We start from the raw sequence: 22,099 nt of genomic DNA on the forward strand, positions 1-22,099 counted from the left end.
AACGCCGACGCACGATGCGCCCGGCACGCGATGTCTGACCCGATTACGGGAACGCTCTTGCGAATCTTCGTCGACGAGGAGGACCGCTATCACGGGCGGCCGCTCTACATGGCGATCGTCGATGCGCTCAAAGACGCGGGGTTCACCGGCGCCACGGTTCTCAAAGGCATTGAAGGCTTCGGCTGCCACAAAACCGTGCATGCCGCGCGCACCTTCGACATGTCCACGAATCTTCCGATCCTGATCGAGGTCATCGAGGAGGATCCGCGCGTTCGGGCGTTCATGCCGACGCTGCGGGGTATGATCGCGGAAGGGCTGATCACCCTCGAGAAGATCCAACTGATCGCGAATTCGCGCAAACTAGAGATCCCCTAGATGCTCACGAAGTGCCGGCATCTCGAGGTACTGTAACGGGCCGACGGGGACGATCCGGGTCGGGTTGATGTCGTCGTGCGTGTAATAGTAGTGCCGTTTGATGTGGTCGAAATCGACGGTCTGCGCGATACCGGGGTATTGGTAGAGATCGCGTAGGTAGCCGTAGAGGTTCGGATAATCCACGATCCGCCGCAAGTTGCACTTGAAGTGTCCGTAATAAACCGGATCGAAGCGTATCAGCGTGACGAACGTGCGCCAATCGGTCTCGACCGGATGCTTTCCGAACAGAAACCGCCGCGTCGCGAGCCGCTCCTCCAGAAAATCGAGCATCGCGAAGACGCGGTAGGCGGCCTGTTCGTAGGCGGCTTGGCTCGTCGCGAATCCGGCTTGATAAACGCCGTCGTTGAGATTACGAAAGATCTCTTCGTTGAGCGCGTCGATCTCGGTCCGCAGCTCCAGCGGATAGAGATCGGGCTGCGGGTCACCGATCGCGTTGAACTCCGTTTCGAACATCCGCATGATGTCATCGTCCGAGTTGCTGACGATGCGTTTGGTCTGCATGTCCCATAAGACGGGCACGGTCACGCGGCCCCGATAGTTCGGGTCGCTCGCCTGGTAGAGCTCGCTCAGGAAATGCGTGCCGTAGCGCCATCCGCGCTCGTCGCGAATCGGATCGACGATCGTCATCGGAATCGCGGCTTCGAGCCGTTTGATCTTGCGAACGATGATCGTGCGATGCGCCCACGGGCAGGCGAGCGAGACGAAGAGCTGGTATCGTCCGGCGACGGGCGGGAATCCGGTATGCCCGTCGGCGCAAACCCACGTGCGAAAGCGGTCTTCTTGGCGGACGAACCTCCCGTCGGCCGATTGTTCGTCCGGGAACTGCGCCTTGACCGTCGTGTCCATATCCATGGAAAGGAGCCTGCGTGCTAAAAGGATTCATTCTCGGCATCGTGGTTACGATCGTTGCCGCGCTCGTCGTCGGCTACGCCGGCATCACCGGGGGATTTCTGATTCCGGCCAACGCCGACGCGAAGCCCTCGCCATTCGAGCGGTGGGCCGCGTCGCGCTCCCTTGACGCAACCATTGCGCGCGAGGCACCGACGCAGGCGAACCCGGTCGCGGCAACCGATGCGAATTACGAGGCCGGCATCAAGCTCTACGCAGCGAACTGCTCGGCCTGTCACGGTCTACCGGGCACGCGTCCGTCGTCGATCGCGATCGGACTGTACCAGCACGCGCCGCAGCTCGCCCGGCACGGCGTCGAGGACGATCCGGCCGGCGAGACGTTTTGGAAAATCAAGCACGGCATCCGTCTGACGGGCATGCCGGCCTTTACGCGCACGCTCTCGGACGCCCAGATCTGGACGCTCGCGCTCTTCCTCAAAGCGATGGATAAACTGCCGCCGGCCCCGCAAAAGCTCTGGAGGTCGCTGAAGATGCCGGTGGCACTCGCCCCGAGCTCGGCGCTGCCGCCGCCGCGGGCAGGTAGGTAGACCCAATCGCCGAGAAACGCGCATTTAATATGGAAAGCACTCGCCTCGATTTGCGCCTCCTCCCCGTTTGGGAGCGACCGGAGAAGGTTTTCGACATCTTCGACCGTTTGCCGCCGGGAGGTTCGGTGATCGTGGTCACCGATCACGAGCCCCGCGGCCTGGCAAGCCGCATCGAACAAGATCGCCAGCACCAGATGATCGTCGAGCACCGCCGGGTCGGGGATCGCGAGTGGGTTATCCACTTCACCCGGGCAACCGCCGAGTCCGAGCTGCCTTCGCCCGCCGGTATCATTAAACGCGCGCCGGTGTTCGCCACGCTCGACGAGGCGGAACGCCAGCGTTTGGCTGCCGAAGCGAGCATGCACACGACTCGGCGCGGACAAACGATCGTTCCGGAAAACACCGAGTGGCCGTACGTCGGTCTCGTGTTCGAGGGCACGCTGGCGTTGACTAGCGGCAACGGCAACGGGCGTCCGCGTATTTACGAAGAGATTTTCCCCTACGAACTCTTCGGCGAGCTCGAACTCTTCGACGAGGCGCCGGCAGCCTGCCGCGTGATCGCGCTCTCGAAGGTCGCGCGATACCTGCGGATCTCGCGCCGCGCAATTCTCGAAGCCGGAGAGCGTCATCCGCGCATGCTTCTTGCGCTCGGGCGGGTGAGCTCGCAGCGCTCGCGTGACTTGATGCAGGCGCTCTCGACGCAAGCGACGATGCCGATCATCGCGCGTATCGCGCAAGTGCTCGTGCCCTTTGCGATGCCCGAACGCGGACTGAGCGCTGCCCGCGCACCGCTGCCCCACATGACGCAGGCGCAGATTGCCGCGGCGGCGGGCACGGTCAAGGAAGTCGCGGCGCGCGCAATCGCCGATCTCGAGAGCCGCGGGCTGCTCAAGCGCGAGCGCGGCCACATTCGGTTTCTGGACCGGCAGCGTCTGATCGATCTCATCAAGGACGGCGGATGATCGCCACGTTCTTCCGGCATGGAAGTAACGCGGTCTTAGCTCTCGTCATCCTCGCGGCAATCGCCGCCTTCGCGCTCGGCGCGGTCCCGTTCGCTCTTTCGGGTGCGCTGATCGGCGCCGCAGTGTTTTTCGTCTCCGAATACACGACGCACCGGTTTCTCTTTCACGCGCAGCCCTCGAAGGCACCGTGGCTTCTGAAACTGCAGCACCGGCTCCACTACGATCACCACATCGATCCGCCCAAGCTCGAACTTCTGTTCCTGCCGCTGTGGTTCGTGTTGCCTACGACGCTGCTCTACTTCGGTCTCTACGCCGCGATCACGCGCAATCTGCCGTTCGCGTTTTCGCTCGCATTCGGCAGCGTTTGCGCGCTGTTCTATTACGAATGGGTGCACTACGTGGCCCACATTCCCTTTACGCCCAAGACGACGTTCGGCCGGTTCGTGAAGAAGTACCATCTCTGGCACCACTTCAAGAACGAGCATTTCTGGTACGGCGTCACCAATCCGTCGATGGACTTCGCCGGCGCAAGCTATCGTGACGTCGAGGCCGTCGAGCGCAGCACGACCGTGCGCGAAATCTGGCGCGGCATGTGAATTACGCCGTCCTCCTCGGGCTTTCGCTCTTCTTCGGGTTTGCGTTCGAAGAATTTTTCGGGAGCGAGGATCCTCCGGTACCGGGCGGGATACGCACGTTTCCGCTCCTTTCGCTCACCGGCGCCGCACTCTACCTGATCGAACCGCATTACCTGCTCGCGTTCATAGCCGGCTTGTTCGTGCTGGGCACATGGGTATTTCTCTACATTCGAAATGTCGTCAGCGGGAGCCGCAAGCCGGTCGACGGGCCCTTGATCATCCCGGTGTGCGTCTTGATCGCCTACGTTCTCGGACCGGTGGCGCTGACGCAGCCGCTGTGGACCTCGTTCGCGCTGGTGGTGGGGGCCGTGCTGCTCGTCGGCTCGCGCAAGTGGCTGCACGCGTTGGTGGCGCGGGTGCCCGAGGAGGAAGCGATCACGCTCGGCCAATTCCTGCTGCTGGTCGGCGTGGTATTGCCGCTGTTGTATGGCGCCCCGCCGATTCCGCACACGAACATCACGCCGTTCAACGTGTGGCTGGCGGTCGTCGCCGTGTCGACCCTTTCATACCTGAGCTACGTGCTGCAGCGCTATGTGCTGCCGTCGAGCGGCATACTCGTCGCGGCCACGCTCGGGGGTCTCTATTCATCGACGGCGACCACCGTCGTGTTGGCGCGCACCGCGCGCGATGAAGGCGTAATGCCCGAAATCACTGCGGGCATCGTGGCGGCGACCGCGATGATGTACGTGCGCATGGTCGTGATCGTCGCCATTTTCAACTTCCCGTTGGCGCGTGCCGTCGTCGTGCCGCTCCTCGCGCTCGGGATCGTCGCTGCCGTTATCGCCGGAGCTTTTGCCGCGCGCGCGGCGGGGATAAAGACGCGAGCGGTTGCGCCGTCCAATCCCTTGCGCCTTGGCACCGCGGCCGTCTTCGCGGTGCTTTTGATCGCGATCTCGCTGCTCTCGAAGTGGGTGCAGGCACACGCCGGTGCCCACGGCGTCCTTGCGCTTGCGGCGGTGGTGGGCGTCACCGACGTCGACCCGTTCGTCGTGAGCCTGGCGCAAAGCGGTGCCGCCAGCGTCGGACTGGCGCTCTCGGCGGTGGCGATCGTCATCGCAGCGTCGTCGAACAACCTGCTCAAAGCCGTCTATACGGTCGCGTTCACACGCCGTTCCCAGAGCGTCATTCCCGCCGCGGTCCTCGGTGTACTCTGCGTGCTCGGCCTGGCCGCCGCGTGGATCATGGCGAGGTGAGCTCGTTTCTCCGCGATCTCCTCGTGTCGATCGGTGTCCGTAAGCCGGAGCGTTCACCGATCGGCCTGCGGCCGCATCGTGACGTCGTGCTGCCGCTCGCAATCGATGCCGCGTACGAGCGCGTGCGCGAGGGCTTCGAGCGCACGCTCGGGGCCAACATCTATCTCGACGATCGCGCCGCGCGCACGCTCGAAGCCGGGTTCGGGACGATCAACCAGGAGCGCGTCCGCGCGAGCTTCGAATCCGAAGCGATCGCGCGAACGCGAGTCCGCATCGAGGCGTATTTCCCGGCGGGGTTTACGCCGCCGAAGCGTTCGCCGGCGGTGGACGCCTTAGCCGATGCGCTCGAAGCCGGCGTAGGGCACTAGCGCGCGCGGAACCGCGACCGAGCCGTCCGCACGCTGATAGTTCTCGAGGATGGCGAGGAACGTGCGTCCCACGGCGAGCGCCGAGCCGTTGAGCGTGTGAACGTATTCGAGTTTCGCCGCGGGATCGCGGCGCATGCGGATCGCAGCGCGGCGCGCTTGAAAGTCGGTGCAATTCGAACACGAGCTGATCTCGCGATACCCGTTTGCGCTCGGTAGCCAAACTTCGAGATCGTACGTCTTGGCGCTGTTGAATCCGACGTCGCCGGCACAGAGCAGCATCGTGCGGTACGGCAGCTCGAGTTCTTGGAGCAATGCCGACGCGTCGGCGGTGAGCCGTTCGAGCGCGTCCGGCGAGTCTTCCGGCGGCGTGAGCCAAACCAGTTCCACTTTTTCGAACTGGTGCTGACGAATCAGCCCGCGCGTATCCTTCCCGGCCGCGCCGGCTTCCTTGCGGAAGCACGGCGTGTGTGCCGTGAGCTTGCGCGGGAGGCCGGCGATGTCGAGGATCTCGTTTCCGTACAGCGCGGTGAGCGGAACCTCGGCGGTCGGAATCATGAACAGATCGGCTTCGGGATCGAGAAACATCGCGTCCGAAAATTTCGTGAGCTGGCCCGTGCTCCACATCGTCTCGCGCGTCACCAGGAGCGGCGGCGCGATCTCGACGTAGCCGCGCTCGACCGCGCGGTCGAGAAAGAACTGCGCGATCGCGCGGTGCAACCGCGCGCCCTTACCTTTCAGCACCGAAAAGCGGCTGCCCGAAAGTTTGGCGGCGCGCTCGAAATCGAGCACGTCGAGCGCCTCCCCGAGCTCCCAATGCGCTTTGGGTTGGAACGTGAACGGCGTCGGCTCGCCCCAGGAGCGCAGGAGAACGTTGTGCGACGAATCGTTCCCGTCCGGAACGGAATCGTCGAGTACGTTCGGGGTGTTTTCGAGGATGACGCGTAGTGGCGAACCGGGCGCGTCGGGCGCGAGCGCCTTGGCGGTTTCGTCCGCTTGCGCGATCGCGGCCGAAAGGCTGTCGAGTCGAGGACGCAATTCGCGGGCGGCGACCGCCTTGTCGGCCGCCTTTCCGATTTCTGCCGTCAGCAGATTCTTCTCAGCCTTCAATCGCTCGGCTTGCGCGAGTGCGGAGCGGTACCGTGCATCCAGATGCAGAAGCTCATCGACGAATGACGCGTCGATCCCGCGACGCTGTGCCGAACGGCGCACGCGATCGGGATCGCGTCGAACAAGAGCGATATCGAGCATGGAACAGCGCGGCTTCGTCTTTCTCGAAAAAAATCTTTTGTCGCCCGCCCAGGCGGTTGCGACGTTTCTCACGCGCGTCGCGGTTGCGCCGCGCGCGTTCGAGCGCGTGCGGCTCGAGGATGCGTGCGGCCGCGTTCTCGCCGAGCACGTCCTCGCCGATGCCGATTATCCGATGGCCCCGCGTTCGGCAATGGACGGATTTGCGATCGCCGCGGAGCGCGCGCCGGGCTCGTTTTCGATCGTCGGCGCGATCGCGATGGGCCATCCGTGGGGATCGTACTTGGCTCCCGGCCAGGCGGTGCGCATCCCCACCGGCGGCGTCGTCCCCGACGGTGCGGATGCGGTCGTGGCGGTCGAAGACGCGCGCCTGGCTGGATCGCAGGTGGTGTACGTCGACGACGCGCTCGATGCCGGCACCAACGTCAACCCGCCTGCCGGCGACATGCGCGCCGGAACCCGCGTGCTCGAAGCCGGAACGCGGATCGGCGGGCCGCAGATGGGCGTGCTGGCGACGTTGGGGATTACGCTCGTGCCGGTCTTTCCACGCCCGCGTATCGCGGTGATTTCGAGCGGCGATGAGTTGGTGCCGCCCGCGATGCATCCCTCGCCCGCACAGGTGCGCGATTCGAATCGGCACGCGATCGCCGGCGCGCTGCAGGGCATGGGCGCGCAGCCCTTCCACGGCGCGACCGTTTCCGACGTGCCCGGCGCACTGGAGCGCGCGCTGCGTCGAGCACTTGCGGAAGCGGATGCCGCGATCGTCACCGGCGGTTCGTCCGTAGGTGACGCGGATCGTACGCCCGCAGCCATCAATGCGCTTGGAGCACCGGGTGTGATCGTGCACGGTCTGCGGGTGAAACCGGGAAAGCCGACCGCGCTCGGGGCGGCCGGATCCAAACCGGTGATCGGCCTTCCCGGCAACCCGACCTCCGCACTGGTCATTCTCGAAGCGGTTCTGGCGCCGATCATCGGCGCGCTGGCCGGTGCGCCGGTTCCGATCGTGACGGTTCCCGCCACGCTCGCCGGCGAAGTCCGGACTCGCGCGGGTTGGACGTGGTACGTGCCGGTCCGGCTGGAACCGGGGGAGGAAGGGTGGCGTGCCCTCCCGCTGGCGCTGCGTTCCTCCGTCGTCAGTCTGACCGCGGCCGCCGATGGATACGTGATCGCGCCGGAAGAAACCGAAACCTTGGAGATGGGATCGCGTGTCGCGGTACACCGGTTCATCTAGGCCCGCCGGCCTACCACGCTAGGATGTTGCAACTGCACGGAGGTACACAATACCGGTGATTCGCCCTGCACCCGCGATCGATGCGATCGCGCCCATGACGCCGTTCATCGGACCCGAACAGCTCATGCGTGAGACCGGGCGATCGGAACTCGTCCGGCTCGGCGCCAACGAAAGCGCGTTCGGGCCGTCGCCCAACGCCGTTGCCGCGATGGCGGCCGAGCTCGAGCGGCTTTCATGGTACGGCGATCCCGAGTCGTATCAGCTGCGCGAGGCGCTGGCGCGAAAGCATGGTTGCCGGGTCGAGGAGGTTCTCGTCGGTGCGGGCATCGACGATCTGATGGGGCTGGTCGTGCGCGCGTTCGTCGCGCCGGGCGGCGCCGCGCTCACGACACGCGGCTCGTATCCTACCTTCAATTATCACGTCCACGGCTACGGCGGCCGCCTCGTCTTCGCGGACTATCTTCCGGACGGACGCCTCGACTTCGACCAGCTTGCCGCCGTTGCCGCGCGCGAGCGCGCGGCGGTCGTCTACGTTGCCAATCCCGACAACCCGAGCGGGACGTTCGCGGGCAAAGACGCGATGCTGCGCCTTTTCGAAGCGCTCCCTCGCGACGCGGTCTTTTTGCTCGACGAAGCGTACGCCGACTTCGTCGACGAGGCGGCGCTCTTGCCGATGTACGTGGAAGATCGCCTGATTCGAACGCGCACGTTTTCCAAAGCCTACGGCATGGCCGGAGGACGCATCGGGTACGCGATCGCTTCCGAGCGGGTGAACGGCATCTTACAGAAGATTCGTCTGCAGTACGGCGTCAACCGCAACGCCCAGATCGGCGCGCTCGCTTCGCTCGCCGACGAGCCGTTCCGGCGGCACGTCGTCGACGCGGTCGCGACGGCGCGCGGGGATTATTACGCGCTTGCGCGTGAACTCGGCCTGGGCGCGATCGATTCGTCCACCAACTTCGTCTGCATCGACCTGGGTGATGCGGCGCGGGCGACGACGGTGATGAATGAACTGCTCGCACGCGGGGTTTGGATTCGTAAACCGGGCCTGCCGCCGCTCGACCGATTCGTACGGGTCAGCGCGGGAACGCCGCCGCAGCGCGAGGCATTCGCACGCGCTTTCCGCGAGGTCCTCGCGGCGGTGCCGAGCGTCTCCGCATGAGGTACGCGGTCATCTCCGATATCCACAGCAACATCGAATCGCTTCAGCGCGCGCTCGCGCTCATGCGCGAAGACGACGAGATCCTCTGTCTCGGGGACGTCGTCGGTTACGGACCCAACCCGAACGAATGTCTCGAACTCCTCCGCACGCGCCTCAAACACGCGGTGCTTGGCAACCACGATTTGGCTGCACTCGAGAATTTCGGCGTCGAATACTTCAACGACGCGGCGCGCGCGGCGATCGCCTGGACCCAAAGGGTGCTTACCGACGAGAACCGCGCCTGGCTCAACGGACTGTCCTATGAAATTCGCTATCCGGAGTTTCTGATGGTGCACGGTGCTCCGGTTCATTACTTCGAATACATTCTCGACAAGCGCACCGCGGCCAAGGCTTTTGCCAACACCGATGCGCCGCTGGTTTTCATCGGACACACCCACATCGCCGAATATTGGGTGCAAGAACCCGACGGCAGCGTCGGTCACCGGCACATGCAGCACGGCGGCGCGCTCAAGCTCGAAGAGGGTCGGCGCTACATCATCGACGTCGGCAGCATCGGTCAGCCGCGCGACCTCAATCCCGAGGCCTCGTTCGTGTTCTATGAGCCCGAACGCCGCTCGGTTGAGTGGGTGCGTTATCCATACCCGATTCGCGAAGTGCAGGAGAAGATTCATGAAGCGCACCTGCCCGAGTATTTGGCGATGCGTTTGGAGTCGGGACGGTGAGCGCGCCCTTCGACGACGGCAACTGTTTCGGGTGCGGGCCCGAGAACGCAATCGGGCTGCATTTGCAATTCGAGCCGGCGGGTGAGGGCGTACGCGCGCACACGACGCTGGCGCGCGATTTTCAAGGTTGGCGTGCGATCGCGCACGGTGGGATCGTCGTGTGTCTGCTGGATGAAGCGATGGCGCACGCGGCCGGCGCCGCCGGGCATCGCGGCGTGACCGCCAGCGTCAACGTGCGCTTCCGCAAGCCGGTGCCGATCGACGAGCCGGTCGCGGTGACCGGCCGGATCGCGTGGCAGCGCCGCAACGTGCTGGGCGTCGAAGCGTGCGTGCTCGACGAGTCGGGCACGGTGCTTGTCGACGCCGAAGGTAAATTCGTCTCCAAGGGTTCGCTGGACGCCGTCAACGATCGCCGCAGCACATCTTGGGGAAATGTTGATTAGGCGCGCCTTTTCAAATGGCTAAGTCCAAACAAACACGGACCGTCGTCAAGGAAGAGGCCAAGCGCCGGAACGAGCCGGCGATCGATAACCGGCGGGCGCGGCACGAATATCACATCCTCGATTCGCTCGAAGCCGGACTGGCGCTGACCGGGACCGAGGTGAAGTCCATTCGCGCCGGCGGCGTGAGCTTGAACGAAGCCTACGCGCGTTTTCGCGACGGTGAAGCTTGGCTGATGAGCATGCACATTCCGCCGTACAAACAGGGTAGTTTCTCGAACGTCGATCCGAACCGGCCGCGCAAACTGCTGCTGCACAAGGAACAAATCGCATCGCTCGAAGCGCGGGTGAAGGAGAAGGGGCTCACGATCGTACCCCTGCGGATGTATTTCACGCGCGGCAAGGTGAAGGTGCAACTCGGCCTGGCGCGCGGCAAGAAGCTCTGGGACAAGCGCGAGGACATCGCAAAGCGCGACGTGGAGCGGGAGCTGGCACGGCATGCGCGGCGCTAAACCGCACGCTTCGATCGAGCAAACGATCGAGCGCGGCGGGAGTGTCCGGCGCGGGGAGCGCGTAGTGATCGCGTGCAGCGGCGGCGCGGACTCGGTTGCGCTAGCCTATGCGCTGAACGCCGTGCGCAAACCGATGGAATTGGATCTGATCCTCGGGCACGTCAATCACGGCACGCGCGAATCGGCATGGCAAGACGAATGCGTCGTGCTGCGCGCGGCCGCGAGTTTTGGGTTGCCGGTACGGATCGCCGCGCTCGATGGTTGCGCACGCGACGAGGCCGCATTGCGCGAGGCGCGCTACGACGCGCTGCTCGCGATCGCGCGCGAGGCCGGCGCGAGCGCGATTGCGACCGCGCACCATCGCGAGGACCAGAGCGAAACCGTGCTGCTCGCGCTTCTGCGCGGCGCGGGTCCCGACGGCTTGGCGGGCATGCGGGCACGCCGTGCCCTGGCCCCGGGAATCGACTTAGTGCGGCCGCTTCTCCGCACAGCGTCGCAGGAGCTGCGAGCAGCCGCACATATGCACGCCCTGCCCTATGCGGTCGATCCCGGCAACGCCGATCGCGGGCTGCGGCGCAACGCGCTGCGCGCCGCCTTGGACGCGCTGCGGCCGCTCTTTCCCGGACTCGACGCGGCGGTCGCTCGTACCGCCGAACTGCTCGGCGACGAGTTGGCCGGTACCTCGCGTTCGGATTTGCGGCGCGACGTGCGGGCGACCCTTGCCGCTCAAGAGGGGCTGCAAGACGTGGACTTCGAGCACGTCGAAGCCGTCGTGCGGGCGATCGAACGCGGCGGCACCGGCAGCTTTCATATGAAGAAAGGCGTCGAGCTGCGGGTCGAACGCGGCCTTATCGTCCGCGAGCGTTGACGACGAACGGCGGGTAGTGATGAAGATAACCGACGACTACGAGACGAGCATTGCGAAGGAACTCTTCTCCGCCGAGGAAATCGGCGTGGCAATCGCCCGGTTGGCGCGCGAGATCGCGGAAGATCATCGCCGCCTCCCGGTCACGCTGCTCGGCGTGCTCAAGGGCGCGCTCTACGTGAGCGCCGATCTTTCGCGCGCGATTTCCGCGATCGCAGATGGCCCCGCTGAGATCGTGGTCGATTATATCAGCGTTTCGAGCTACGGCAACGCCGCGCGGTCCTCGGGCGAGGTGCGACTTCTGAAGGACGCGAGCGAGCCGATAACCGGGCGGCACGTCGTGATCGTCGAGGATATCATCGACAATGGTCTCACACTGGCGTACCTGCGCGCGTTACTAGGGGAGCGCAATCCGGCCAGCCTTCGCGCTTGTGTGCTCTTCGATAAGCCGTATCACCGTCTGGTGGACGTACCGCTGGAGTACGTCGGTCTCCAGGTGCCCGAGGAGTTCGTCGTAGGTTACGGGCTCGACTACCAGGAAATGTTCCGGAACCTCCCGTACCTTGCGCAGCTTCGACCAGAGGTCTTTCTCGAGGGTTAAACCTGTGTGAGGAGCCTGCCGACTAAGGAAACGATGGCCCGGGTATCGTGGTTTAAGAGGTGGATACCCGTCGGAGGCTCGTGCCAAGCCGTCGGGATCCCGTCGCGCGAAGTCGCGATGGGGGTGCGCAGGCGAGTTTCCGCCGCGAAGTGGCGGAAGTGAACCGAAGCACCAAAACGACACGCGAAGTGTGTCGTTGATTTAAGGGGGGTCCCGTCGCGCGAAGTCGCGATGGGGGTGCGCAGGCGAGTTTCCGCGGCGAAGTGGCGGAAGTGAGCCGAAGCGCCAAAACGATACGCGAAGTGTGTCGTTAGTCTAAGGGGGGTCCCTTCGCGCGAAGTCGCGATGGGGGTGCGCAGGCGAGTTTCCGCCGCGAAGTGGCGGAAGTGAGCCGAAGCACCAGACAGTGCGCGAAGTGCACTGTCAGTCAAAGGGAAAATAAGTGAGCAAACATCTCCGTTCCATCCTTCTCATCGTCGCCGCAGTGCTGATCGTCTTCTTCGTCGTGGAGAAGCTGATGCAGCCGGGCGAAGGCGTTACGCGCCTCGATTACGGCGTCTTCTATCAGAAGCTCGAGTCGAACCAGGTGAGTTCGTTCCACGCCGTGGGCTTGGAGGCGTCGGGCGAGCTTAGCGATGGGACCAAGTACGACGTGACGCTGCCGAATACCGACAGCTCGTTTTCGCAGCAGCTCTCGAAGCACATCAAAAACGGCAAGTACGGCTTCGAGCAGCCGACGAACAGCGGGCTGGTTTCGAGCTTGGTCAGCATCGCGCCGCTGCTGCTGATCGCCGCCCTATTCTTCTTTATCTTGAGGCAGGCGCAGAGCGGCGGCAGCCAAGCGCTTTCGTTCGGCCGCTCGCGCGCGAAGATGATGAGCGAAAACCGTCCCAAAGTGACTTTTGCCGATGTGGCCGGTGTCGACGAGGCCAAGGAAGAGCTGGGAGAGATCGTCGACTTCCTTAAGTATCCCAAGAAGTATCAGGCGCTGGGCGCGCGTATCCCCAAGGGCGTGCTGCTGCTCGGACCGCCTGGTTCGGGTAAGACGCTGCTCGCGCGCGCGATCGCGGGCGAAGCGGGCGTTCCGTTCTTCTCGATCTCCGGATCGGACTTCGTCGAGATGTTCGTCGGCGTCGGTGCGTCGCGCGTGCGCGACCTTTTCGATCAGGCCAAGAAATCGGCGCCCTGCATCGTGTTCATCGATGAAATCGACGCGGTGGGGCGGCAACGCGGCGCGGGCTTGGGCGGCGGGCACGACGAGCGGGAGCAAACGCTGAATCAGTTGCTGGTCGAGATGGACGGCTTCGATCAAAATACGGGCGTCATCTTGATTGCAGCGACGAATCGTCCCGACGTCCTCGATCCGGCGCTGCTGCGTCCGGGCCGGTTCGACCGGCAGATCGTCGTCGATCGGGCCGACTTCCGCGGCCGCGAGAAGATACTCGAGGTGCACGCTCGCAACAAGCCGCTTTCGAAAGAAGTCTCGCTGGAGACACTGGCCAAACGCACGCCCGGCTTCTCCGGCGCAGATCTCGAGAACTTGCTCAACGAAGCTGCGCTGCTTGCTGCGCGCAAGAACAAGAACGTCATCGAGATGAATGACTGCGACGAGGCGATCGACCGCGTCATGGTCGGCCCGGAGCGCAAGTCCACGGTGATGAGCGCGAAGGAGAAGGAGAACACCGCCTACCACGAGTCGGGTCACGCAATTCTTGGAGGCTTGCTCGACAAAGCCGACCCGGTGCACAAAGTGACGATCATCCCGCGCGGCATGGCGCTGGGCATCACCTGGTCGCTGCCGGAGGACGACCGTCATCAAATGACGCGCGAAGAACTGCTCGCCCAGATCACGATGGCGCTCGGCGGACGTCTGTCCGAGGAGATTCAGTTCGGTGACGTCACCACCGGTGCGAGCAATGATTTTCAGAAAGCGACCGAACTTGCGCGCCGGATGGTGACGCAGTACGGGATGAGCGATCTGGGTCCGATTCAGTTCGGACGAGGAAGCCACCAGGTGTTTCTTGGACGCGATTTCGGCGAGGAGCGCAACTACTCGGAGGAGGTCGCGAGCAAGATCGACGCCGAGGTGCGCCGGATCATCGAGTCGTGCTATGACCGCGGGCGCACGATTCTCACAGAGAACTGGGATAAAGTCGAGCGCATGGTCCGCTCACTGCTCGAATACGAAACGGTCGACGCCGAAGAAGTTCGCGCGATCCTCGAGAACAAGCCCTACGATCGCAACGACTCGGGAGGCAGCGTGGTCGCCTCGGACTCCGGCCCGCCGGAGCGTCCTCCCGAGGAGCCGCAGCGCGAGAAGCCTTCGCGCATTCCGCCCACGATTCGGCCGGAGCCGGCCTGATGCGCCGGCCACTCCTTTTCGCAGCGGCGCTGGCCCTGATGCTCGCGCCGCTGGCCGCGTCTGCAGCCGGCGAACCTTCGGCCGGTCCGCTCCCGCACGGGGGCAACTATCTGATCGATCGCGACGCGACGCTCGCCTCGGCGGCGGTCGACGTGTGGTTTCGGGCGCCCGGGGCCGGGTATGACAATGACTCGCCCGGCATCTCGCGCTTGGCCGCGACGGCCGCAGCTGCGACGACGCTCGAGAGCGGGAGATCGCTGGTGAGCTTGGTGCGTTCACTGGGTGGGCGCCTCACGATCAACGTCTATCCCGATCTGGTCGGCGTGAGCGCGAGCGTACCCGCTTCCGCCGCACGCCGCGTGGTTGCGGCGATGAGCGCGGCGTACTTCGCGCCGGCGATCGACGAGGACGCGTTCAAGATCGCCGATACCGACGTCGCCGTGCTGAGCGCGCAGGAGCACTATTCGTCCGACGATCTGTTGCACGACGCGCTCTTCGCGCAGCTCTTTGCGGCCGGCCCGGCACATTATCCCCCGATTCCCGCCGACGTGACCGACGTCAAAGACATCACGCTCGCACAGCTCAATGCCTTCGCGAAACGCGCATTCCGTTCATCGAACGCAACGTTCACGCTCGCGGGTAACGTCGATGCCTCGCTGCTCGGCGCGATCACCGACGGCACACCGGGACCGGCCGAATCACCGATCGGCTCGACGGTGGCCGGCACGCCGGCCGATCGTACGATCACCGCCGCGGTTTCCGGCGAGGGCCTGGCGTGGTCCGGCCCGCCGATTAGCGACGAGCGCGCGGCGACCGCGATGGACTTTATCGCCGACTATCTCTTCCGCGACCAGACCGGCCTCGTGAGCAAAGAGATCGATCCTACGAGCGATCAGTACGTAAACGGGCAGTTCATCACGCTGCACGATCCGGGGGTCATGCTCGTTACCATCGGCGGCTCGAAGCCGGATGCGATCGAGGCGCAAGTGCTCGCGGCGATCGCGAAGCTCGAGCAGCCGCTCGATCCCGCATCGTTCGCCGCGGCGCGTGAGGCGTTCTTATATCATCTTGCCTCCGACACGCAAACCCCCATCGAACAGGCGGACAACCTGGGGTGGTATTACGCCGAAGGAAACGGCAATTACGCGCCGAGTCAAAATGAAAGCACGTACTGGAAAACAGCGCGTTCGCTCGATCCGCAATTCGTCGCCTCGGTCGTCAAGAAATATCTCGCTCATCCGGTCGTCGTTCACCTGATCACCGCGACGAGTAAGGAATCGGCCTCGTGAAATTCATTCTTGCCGCGCTCGCGGCTTTCGTACTGCTTGCCGCCGCACCGTCCGTTACGCCCCCTGCCGGCTCCGTCCCGGTCGTCACGCGCAACGGCGGCGTCACGATGATCACCCAACAAGATTCGGCTGCGCCGCTGCTTCACGTCGTGTACGTCGTACGCGCCGGGCTCGACCGCCAGTCGCTCTCACAGAACGGCGTAGCTGCGCTGACCGCCCAAACGATCGTGCTGACGCCGGTGAACGGCGTCCCGCTCGAAGATGCGATCGCGGGAGCAGGGGGCTCGATCGCCTTCACGATCGATCCGACCGACGTGCGCTTCGAGATCGAGTCGCTGCCCGAGGATGCGAACCGCGTGCTGGCCCTTGCGCGCACCGCGCTCGCGGCACCGGCGTTCGATGCCGCGACCGTGCGCGCGGCGCGCTCGAAATTGATCGCGCGCATCGCCGAGAACCAGCAAATCGCGTTTCAGGTCGGACTCGACATGCTCAGTTCGACCCTCGCAACGTCCGCCAACGCCGGTCTGCCCGAGCTCGGTCTTCCGGCGGCGCTTGCCCAACTCGGACCCGACGACGTGCGTTCGTTCTACGGAACGTATTATCGCCGGGGCGGTTCGTATGTGAGCGCGGCGGGGCGCATCGATGCGCTGGCTGCCGGTACGCTCGAGCAGTTCGGGAATACCCTGGCCGAAGGCAGCACCTCGCCGGTGAGCGTGAAGCTGCCAAAACTCGAGGGCGCCTCGCGGCAACTGGTCGCCGAACGCGATATCGCGGCGCCGTGGCTGATCGCGCAGTATCCCGCGCCGTCGGTTGCCAGCAAAGATTTCGGACCGATGCTCGTGCTCGCGACGTTCATGCAGCGCACGCTCTCCGATATGGCCGATGTCCCGGGCGTCGTATCGCCGACCTACGCTTCGCGTGCGGTCGGTACGCTCTATCAGTACGAGAATCCCGAGCCGAATCTCGTCCTCTACGTGAACGGCGGGATCGGGAATCCGAACCGCTCTTTCTCGACCGCGCTCTCGATCGCGAGCATTCTCGCTTCCACCAAGCTCGAGGGTTCGATCGATCAATTCAAGGCGATGGCCTCGGGTGATTTCATCAGCAGCACGAACACGCTGGAGGCGCGCGCTTGGCTCGCGGTCGTGTACGACGAAGCGGGTCAGCAGCCCGACTACCTCTCGCGCACGCTCGACGCCATCGCGCAGACCACGCCGGCCGATCTGCAGCGCGTGGCACGTGAATATCTGACCAACCCAACGATCGCGTTGGTCCTCCCGAGAGAGGACTCCTGAGCCTATTCGCGTTGCGCTGGTTCATGATTATTTAAATCAGCGCGGCGGTGCGGAACGCGTTTTCGCGCATATCGCTCGCGCGTGGCCGCAGGCCCCGATTTATACCGCGCTCTACGACAGGGCAACGGTCGGCGATCTGATCGCACCCGAACGTGTGCACACGTCGTTCCTCGCGCGGATTCCCACCGCCAATCGGAGCTTTCGCTATTTCGCGCCGCTCTATCCGCGAGCGTTCGAAGCTTTCGACCTAAACGCATACGATCTCATCATCAGCTCGACCAGCGCATGGGCCAAGGGCGTGCGCTTTCGCGCCGGCGCGCGACATGTCTGTTTCATCCACACCGTCAGCCGGTTTCTGTTCGATTACGAACGGTACGTCGGGGGATTTGGTTTGGCGCGCTTTGCCCGGCCGATGGTGGATTCGCTGGTCCGTTGGGATCTCGAAGCCGCGACACGGCCGACCCGATACGTAGCCAACAGCCGCACGGTTGCGCTGCGCGTGCGCGATTTCTATAACCGTGATGCCGACGTACTGCATTCGCCCGCAGACGTCGATCGCTTTACCGTCGGAAGCGGCGCGGGCGATTACTTTTTCATCGCGTCGCGCTTGTTGCCGTACAAGCGCATCGACCTGGCGATCGACGCGGCTGCGCTTGCCGGCGTGAAGCTTTTCGTCGCCGGCGACGGACCGGCGATGCCGCAGCTGCGGCAGCGCGCGCGCGGAACGACGACGACGATGCTGGGGTTCCTCGACGACCGGGCGATAAACGATTTGATGGGCGACGCGATCGCCGCGATCGTACCCGGGGAAGAAGATCTCGGGCTCGTGCCGATCGAAGCCGCCGCGGCCGGCCGTCCGACGATCGCGTTTCGCGCAGGGGGCGCCCGTGAGACGGTGATCGAGGGCGAGACCGGTGCGTTCTTCGATCGAGCCAGCGCGCAATCGCTGGCTGCGGTCTTGCGCACCTTCGATCCGCGCCGATACGATCCGGCCCGCCTGCGCGCGCATGCGGAATCCTTCGCACCGTCGCGCTTCATCGAACGCTTGCGGGCTATCGTCGACCAAACCACGGACGATTAGCGGGTTGCCGTTCGTTTCGTGGTAGAATGGGCCATCTGTTGCTTTCTATCGGAGGGCTCTTGTGAAGAGACTCGCTCTTAGCTGCAGCGTTGTTGCCGCAGCGTTTCTCCTCGCGGTCCAACCCGCGTTTGCGGCCAGAATCTACAACTTTCTTCCGGTCCCGGTGTTCGTTCGCGCACCCGGGCTGAGTATCCAGACCCTCAACCTCGCTCCGGGGGAGCGAAGCGGCAGCCTGAGCTGGACCAAATCGTACGGTGTCCAAGTTCAATCGACGACCGTAGCCCGCATGCTGTGCAACATCAACTACGGTCTGATGCGAGCCGATATGCAAGGCGGAAACTACATGACGATCGGACATCAGGGCAATCAGGTGATCTGCACCGTGTGCAATTCGAGTCACAATCAAATACACCGGGGATCCGGTACCGCTCCCGCGGACTTGTGGGATGCGAAGAGGTATCCGTCCAGCCGCACCGGGTGCTGATTCTCAAGTCCTCTCAGCGCGCCGTCAGCGCGCCCGTCAACACTCCGAGCGTGAGCCGTGCCGGCGCGTGCCGGTCGATACGGGCGGCGCGCGCGAGCGATCGCGCGCGCAGCGTGTGGCGGAGCCCGCCGTCGCGCGCGAGCCGCTGCAGCTCGCTCGCCCATGCCTCGACGTCGAACGGCGCCACGAGCATCGCGGCGCCGTCGCACGCCTCGGGGAGGGCGCTCGCGTTACTGGCGATCACCGGTGCGCCGCAGGCCATCGCCTCGACCGCCATCAAGCCGTAGCCTTCGGCGCTCGAAGGCACCGCAACCGCGAGTGCGCCGCTATACAAGCAGCGCAGCTCCTCGTCGTTCGGCTGAACCGTCGCAAGCGGCGTGTTTCCCGCGATCACGAGTTCGCATTCGCCCGCGGCAAATGCGCGTTCGAACGCGCGTACGAGCGTGGCGAGATTCTTGCGCTCTTCGGGGCCGCCGACGACCAGAATGTACGGTGCCCGGCGCGGCGGCTCCACCGGCTTCCAATACGGGTCGGGCACCGGATGAATCACCTTGAACGAAGCGGAATCGACGCGGAAAACGCGGGCGAGCTCGCGCGCGGACCAATACGAATTGGCCGTTCGCACGTCGGCGCGGCGCATCGCGCGCCGGATCGGCCGCTGCTCGCGCAGGCGCGCGATCCATTGGGAATGCGGCTGCGTAAAGGCGAAGGCGTCGTGAAAGAGCGCCACGCTGCGCGCGCCGCGGACCGCAAAGCGCAGCGCGTTCCACGGATACCACGCCGCGTCGTAACGGCCGCGAGCATCGGTCCGCACCGCGTAGGAGAGTTCGCGTTCGAGAAGAGGCACGTGCTCGGACTTACGCACGATCAGCGTGACTTCGAGATCCGCTTCGTCGTGCCAATCATCGAGCACCCGGCGCACGTAGCGCCCCATCCCGCGGCGATCGTCGACCAAATTCCAGGCGTCGACCGCGACGCGCATCATTTCACGACTTGCGGTGAAAAAACAAGCAGCGCGATGATCGTGTATGAATTGAAAAGCCCGTGAGTGATCATCGAGGCGAAGATGTTGTTGGTGCGATAATAGACGAAAGCGAGAACGACACCGCCGAGGGCGAGCGGAAGCGCGGCGATCGGATCGCCGTGGACGAAGCCGAAACACGCTCCGCTGATCGCGGCTCCCGCCCAAAAGCCGAAGTATCGTCGTGACGCATTGAAGAGAAAGGCGCGAAAGATCGTCTCTTCCATGAACGGCGCCAGCACGACGGCGAAGGTGATGAAAGCAAAGAGCAGCCGCGGATCGTGCAGTTGGCGCAGCATCGCGACCGACTGCTGGTCCGCAGTCGAATGCAGCGCGCTCTGGATCAGCGACGCCGCGCCGTTGGCGACCAGTGCCATCACCAACGAACCAAAGAACGCGACCACGAGATCGCGCGGCGAAAGCGCGCGAAAACCGAGCTGCCGCAGCGAGAGTCCGGCGACCTTCGGGAGCGTGACGAGGACGATGAGGAAGAGCACGCCTTCGACCGTGAGCGTGAGCAGGATCGAGCCGATGACGACGAGCGGATTCGCTAGTTCTTGTTTAGGGATCTGGACCGCGCCGGACTGGAGCATCTGCCACAAACCGAAAGCGAGCAGCGGAAGGATGACGATCACGAGCAGCGCGATCGTCGGTCCGCTTCGGAAGCTATCGCTGGGCCAGGAGGTCGGCCAATCGGCAAAACGCTTGGAGATCGAGTTGTTCACCACGTGACTCCGCAGGTAAGCCGCTCGCCGCAATCGCTTGCGCGATCGCATTGCGGTCGAGACCGAGTGCGAGGGTCAAGCTGTTGACGAGCGTCTTGCGGCGGTACGCGAACGCGCCGCGTACGACCTTCCGGAACAGTTCGAGATCGTGCGGCGCAACGAGCGGTTCGTTTCGGCGTGTAAGTGAAACGACCGTCGAATCGACCTTGGGCGCCGGATAGAACGCGCGCGGTCCGAGCGTGAACGCACGCTCGACGCGCATCGCCCGCTGCACGGCGAGCGAAAGACTACCGTACGCAGGCGTGCTCGGCTTGGCATCGATGCGGTCGGCGACGTCTTTCTGTATCATCGCCACGATGCGCTCGGGACCGCCTTCCATCTCGACGAATTGCATGAGCAGCGGCGTTGCGATATTGTACGGAAGGTTGCCCGCCGCTCGCCACGGACCGCTTTGCGCGAAGGAGGCATAATCGTAGGTCATCGCATCAGTCCGCACGATGTCGGCGGCAGCGAGGTCGCCTCGATCGTTCAAGATCGCGACGAGCGCGGGGTCGATCTCCAGCGCGCAGACGCGCGCACCGGCTTCGAGTAGGGCGAACGTCAGCGTCCCGGTGCCCGCACCGATTTCAACGACCGGCGTGCCGGGCGCCGCGTCCTCGCAGGCCAGGCGCGCGATGCGTCCCGCCGCTGCGGCGTCCATGAGGAAATTCTGTCCGAATTTTTTGCGTGGACGCACACCTCGCCGCGCCAGTAAGGCGCGCGCGTTTATTTCAGACGGTATACCGTTACCGCCCGCCGGCCGAAGTTCACCGCGGCGCGATCGGATTCGAATCCGAGATCGATCCGATAGCCCACGATCGCTCCACCGGTGTCACCGGCGATCGCGTATCCGTATCCGGGAATGTAAAGCCTCGAACCGAGCGGGATCACCCGCGGATCGACTGCGACGACGCCGTGACCCGCTCGCGTACCGGTCGCCGTGATCCCGCTGCAACCGCCGCCGCAGTACGGCGTATACGCGGTTGCGACCATTTGCATCGACTCGGCTGCACCGACGGCCACGATATGGGGATGCGGTTTGCGTAGAACGCGCGACCGGATCACCGTGGCGCGTACGTCGCCGTTCGGATGTTGAATGAATGAAACGACGACTTCACGCACGCCCGGTCTACCCGGGTTGATAACTTTCGATTTCCCCGGAACGACCGAGAAATCGACTCGCCGAATCGTCGGTACAGGGATCACACGATGCTCGATACGCTGCCACGTCAGATAGTGATCGATTCGCACGACGCCGCCCGGCGGTACCGCGGCGCTGAGCGCGGGTTTGACGCTGTCGTATCTCCCGAGACGAACATTTTCCGCGGCGAGCAGCGATGCAACGTTGGGCGCAGCGGTAACGATGCGTTCGCGACGCTTTCCGTCGACGATCGTTACGGCGACCGCAGGACGATATTCGATCGACATGCGATCCGATAGCGGCGTGTCTGCCGCGGGCGAGACGTAATCGCGGAGGGCGATCGTGATCCCGTGTTGGCGCAGAAAATCGCCGACCGTCGCGGCCGTGGTCTCCGCCTCGCTCGTCATCTGCGGGGTGTTGAAGATCACGAGGTGAGATACCGTGCTGCCTGCATATGCCGGCGACGGAGAGGTGAGAAAACCGGCCCACACCAGGCCGGCGGTCAAGACGCTTGCGGCAAGCAAATGGCTGCGCCGCAGGGGGCCGCGTCCTATCAACCCGAGGTCCTTTCTGTCCCAGCCCCGCATCGGCCGCACCGCACACACCGCAAGTGGCGCACGAATGCCGCAGGCTGAACCAACAGTAGGTTGTAAATCGGCGATAGTAGCCCAGTGCTGATGGGCTTGGTCCCTGGAAGGAAACGCCGTGGTGGCGGACCCGAAGGGTTCCGCAAAATGGTCGCTTGTTGGGTGCGCGACCGGTAACCCGGGCACTATAGCACGCCCGCTGCTTGCTCGCACTATGCCGAAAGTCGCAATTCTCGCAGGAGAGACCTTTTTTGGAGCGGCCGCGGCG

At 64.4% G+C, this 22,099-nt stretch carries 24 protein-coding genes; 18 read left to right on the forward strand and 6 right to left on the reverse strand.

What is annotated here, in order from left to right; all coding sequences use genetic code 11:
• The first annotated feature begins 30 nt into the window (after nucleotides 1–30).
• Entirely contained in the window at nucleotides 31–375 is a 345-nt protein-coding gene (locus tag VMF11_06655) for a DUF190 domain-containing protein (GenBank protein HTU69985.1), read from the forward strand.
• Here VMF11_06655 and VMF11_06660 read toward each other — a convergent pair.
• Nucleotides 361–1,281, reverse strand: a complete 921-nt coding sequence (locus tag VMF11_06660; protein HTU69986.1) for a glutathione S-transferase family protein — start codon at nucleotides 1,279–1,281, stop codon at nucleotides 361–363. The genes VMF11_06655 and VMF11_06660 overlap by 15 nt on opposite strands.
• A 20-nt stretch (nucleotides 1,282–1,301) precedes the next feature.
• Here VMF11_06660 and VMF11_06665 point away from each other — a divergent pair, with 20 nt between their 5' ends.
• From VMF11_06665 to VMF11_06685, 5 genes are read left to right on the forward strand one after another with little or no spacing between them, the layout of a single operon-like run.
• Nucleotides 1,302–1,871, forward strand: coding sequence for a cytochrome c (locus VMF11_06665; GenBank protein ID HTU69987.1), 570 nt, complete (start codon nucleotides 1,302–1,304; stop codon nucleotides 1,869–1,871).
• A gap of 29 nt (nucleotides 1,872–1,900) precedes the next feature.
• Entirely contained in the window at nucleotides 1,901–2,833 is a 933-nt protein-coding gene (locus tag VMF11_06670) for a DUF2249 domain-containing protein (protein ID HTU69988.1), read from the forward strand.
• Nucleotides 2,830–3,429: a sterol desaturase family protein gene (locus tag VMF11_06675; protein ID HTU69989.1), complete on the forward strand. Its 600-nt coding sequence runs from the start codon at nucleotides 2,830–2,832 to the stop codon at nucleotides 3,427–3,429. Before VMF11_06670 ends, VMF11_06675 begins: the two co-directional genes overlap by 4 nt.
• A complete protein-coding gene (locus VMF11_06680; protein HTU69990.1) occupies nucleotides 3,426–4,661 on the forward strand; it encodes a DUF4010 domain-containing protein in 1,236 nt (411 codons plus the stop codon). Before VMF11_06675 ends, VMF11_06680 begins: the two co-directional genes overlap by 4 nt.
• Nucleotides 4,658–5,029: a hypothetical protein gene (locus VMF11_06685; protein HTU69991.1), complete on the forward strand. Its 372-nt coding sequence runs from the start codon at nucleotides 4,658–4,660 to the stop codon at nucleotides 5,027–5,029. The genes VMF11_06680 and VMF11_06685 overlap by 4 nt, the downstream gene beginning before the upstream one ends.
• Here the strand turns inward: VMF11_06685 and serS are convergent.
• Nucleotides 4,994–6,277: a serine--tRNA ligase gene (gene serS, locus VMF11_06690; protein HTU69992.1), complete on the reverse strand. Its 1,284-nt coding sequence runs from the start codon at nucleotides 6,275–6,277 to the stop codon at nucleotides 4,994–4,996. The genes VMF11_06685 and serS overlap by 36 nt on opposite strands.
• On the opposite strand from serS, the gene VMF11_06695 reads away from it, so the two are divergent.
• The 12 genes from VMF11_06695 (at nucleotide 6,276) to VMF11_06750 (ending at nucleotide 18,318) form a co-directional block, all read left to right on the forward strand.
• Nucleotides 6,276–7,505 carry a molybdopterin molybdotransferase MoeA gene (locus VMF11_06695; protein HTU69993.1) on the forward strand — a complete coding sequence of 410 codons (1,230 nt, stop codon included), beginning with the start codon at nucleotides 6,276–6,278 and terminating at the stop codon, nucleotides 7,503–7,505. The two genes, serS and VMF11_06695, sit on opposite strands and share 2 nt — an antisense overlap.
• A gap of 55 nt (nucleotides 7,506–7,560) precedes the next feature.
• Nucleotides 7,561–8,667 (forward strand): aminotransferase class I/II-fold pyridoxal phosphate-dependent enzyme, encoded by a 1,107-nt coding sequence (locus VMF11_06700; protein HTU69994.1) that lies wholly within the window; start codon nucleotides 7,561–7,563, stop codon nucleotides 8,665–8,667.
• Nucleotides 8,664–9,389 (forward strand): metallophosphoesterase family protein, encoded by a 726-nt coding sequence (locus VMF11_06705; GenBank protein ID HTU69995.1) that lies wholly within the window; start codon nucleotides 8,664–8,666, stop codon nucleotides 9,387–9,389. The genes VMF11_06700 and VMF11_06705 overlap by 4 nt, the downstream gene beginning before the upstream one ends.
• On the forward strand, nucleotides 9,386–9,832 hold the full coding sequence (locus VMF11_06710; protein HTU69996.1) for a hotdog fold domain-containing protein: 447 nt from the start codon (nucleotides 9,386–9,388) through the stop codon (nucleotides 9,830–9,832). Before VMF11_06705 ends, VMF11_06710 begins: the two co-directional genes overlap by 4 nt.
• Before the next feature lie 14 nt (nucleotides 9,833–9,846).
• Complete coding sequence (gene smpB / locus VMF11_06715; protein HTU69997.1) at nucleotides 9,847–10,341, forward strand: SsrA-binding protein SmpB; 495 nt, start codon at nucleotides 9,847–9,849, stop codon at nucleotides 10,339–10,341.
• Nucleotides 10,328–11,209: a tRNA lysidine(34) synthetase TilS gene (tilS, locus tag VMF11_06720; GenBank protein HTU69998.1), complete on the forward strand. Its 882-nt coding sequence runs from the start codon at nucleotides 10,328–10,330 to the stop codon at nucleotides 11,207–11,209. The genes smpB and tilS overlap by 14 nt, the downstream gene beginning before the upstream one ends.
• Nucleotides 11,210–11,228: 19 nt before the next feature.
• Entirely contained in the window at nucleotides 11,229–11,807 is a 579-nt protein-coding gene (gene hpt / locus VMF11_06725; protein HTU69999.1) for a hypoxanthine phosphoribosyltransferase, read from the forward strand.
• A 442-nt stretch (nucleotides 11,808–12,249) separates the two neighbouring features.
• Nucleotides 12,250–14,169, forward strand: coding sequence for an ATP-dependent zinc metalloprotease FtsH (ftsH, locus tag VMF11_06730; GenBank protein HTU70000.1), 1,920 nt, complete (start codon nucleotides 12,250–12,252; stop codon nucleotides 14,167–14,169).
• The gene (locus tag VMF11_06735; GenBank protein HTU70001.1) at nucleotides 14,169–15,458 is read left to right on the forward strand and encodes a hypothetical protein; all 1,290 of its coding nucleotides are present in this window, start codon (nucleotides 14,169–14,171) and stop codon (nucleotides 15,456–15,458) included. The genes ftsH and VMF11_06735 overlap by 1 nt, the downstream gene beginning before the upstream one ends.
• Nucleotides 15,455–16,753, forward strand: a complete 1,299-nt coding sequence (locus tag VMF11_06740; protein HTU70002.1) for a hypothetical protein — start codon at nucleotides 15,455–15,457, stop codon at nucleotides 16,751–16,753. Before VMF11_06735 ends, VMF11_06740 begins: the two co-directional genes overlap by 4 nt.
• A 16-nt stretch (nucleotides 16,754–16,769) precedes the next feature.
• Nucleotides 16,770–17,834 carry a glycosyltransferase gene (locus tag VMF11_06745; GenBank protein ID HTU70003.1) on the forward strand — a complete coding sequence of 355 codons (1,065 nt, stop codon included), beginning with the start codon at nucleotides 16,770–16,772 and terminating at the stop codon, nucleotides 17,832–17,834.
• Between the two features lie 61 nt (nucleotides 17,835–17,895).
• Nucleotides 17,896–18,318, forward strand: coding sequence for a hypothetical protein (locus VMF11_06750; protein HTU70004.1), 423 nt, complete (start codon nucleotides 17,896–17,898; stop codon nucleotides 18,316–18,318).
• A 13-nt stretch (nucleotides 18,319–18,331) separates the two neighbouring features.
• Here the strand turns inward: VMF11_06750 and VMF11_06755 are convergent, their stop codons facing one another.
• The 4 genes from VMF11_06755 to VMF11_06770 all read right to left on the reverse strand — a co-directional run bounded on the left by VMF11_06755 (nucleotide 18,332) and on the right by VMF11_06770 (nucleotide 21,801).
• Nucleotides 18,332–19,303, reverse strand: coding sequence for a glycosyltransferase family 1 protein (locus VMF11_06755; protein ID HTU70005.1), 972 nt, complete (start codon nucleotides 19,301–19,303; stop codon nucleotides 18,332–18,334).
• A complete protein-coding gene (locus VMF11_06760) occupies nucleotides 19,300–20,064 on the reverse strand; it encodes a type II CAAX endopeptidase family protein (GenBank protein HTU70006.1) in 765 nt (254 codons plus the stop codon). Before VMF11_06760 ends, VMF11_06755 begins: the two co-directional genes overlap by 4 nt.
• Nucleotides 20,006–20,764 carry a 16S rRNA (adenine(1518)-N(6)/adenine(1519)-N(6))-dimethyltransferase RsmA gene (gene rsmA, locus VMF11_06765; protein ID HTU70007.1) on the reverse strand — a complete coding sequence of 253 codons (759 nt, stop codon included), beginning with the start codon at nucleotides 20,762–20,764 and terminating at the stop codon, nucleotides 20,006–20,008. Before rsmA ends, VMF11_06760 begins: the two co-directional genes overlap by 59 nt.
• A 65-nt stretch (nucleotides 20,765–20,829) precedes the next feature.
• The gene (locus VMF11_06770; GenBank protein ID HTU70008.1) at nucleotides 20,830–21,801 is read right to left on the reverse strand and encodes a ubiquitin-like domain-containing protein; all 972 of its coding nucleotides are present in this window, start codon (nucleotides 21,799–21,801) and stop codon (nucleotides 20,830–20,832) included.
• Between the last annotated feature and the right edge of the window lie 298 nt (nucleotides 21,802–22,099).

The sequence above is a fragment of the Candidatus Baltobacteraceae bacterium genome (assembly GCA_035502855.1).
GTDB lineage: Bacteria > Vulcanimicrobiota > Vulcanimicrobiia > Vulcanimicrobiales > Vulcanimicrobiaceae > Aquilonibacter.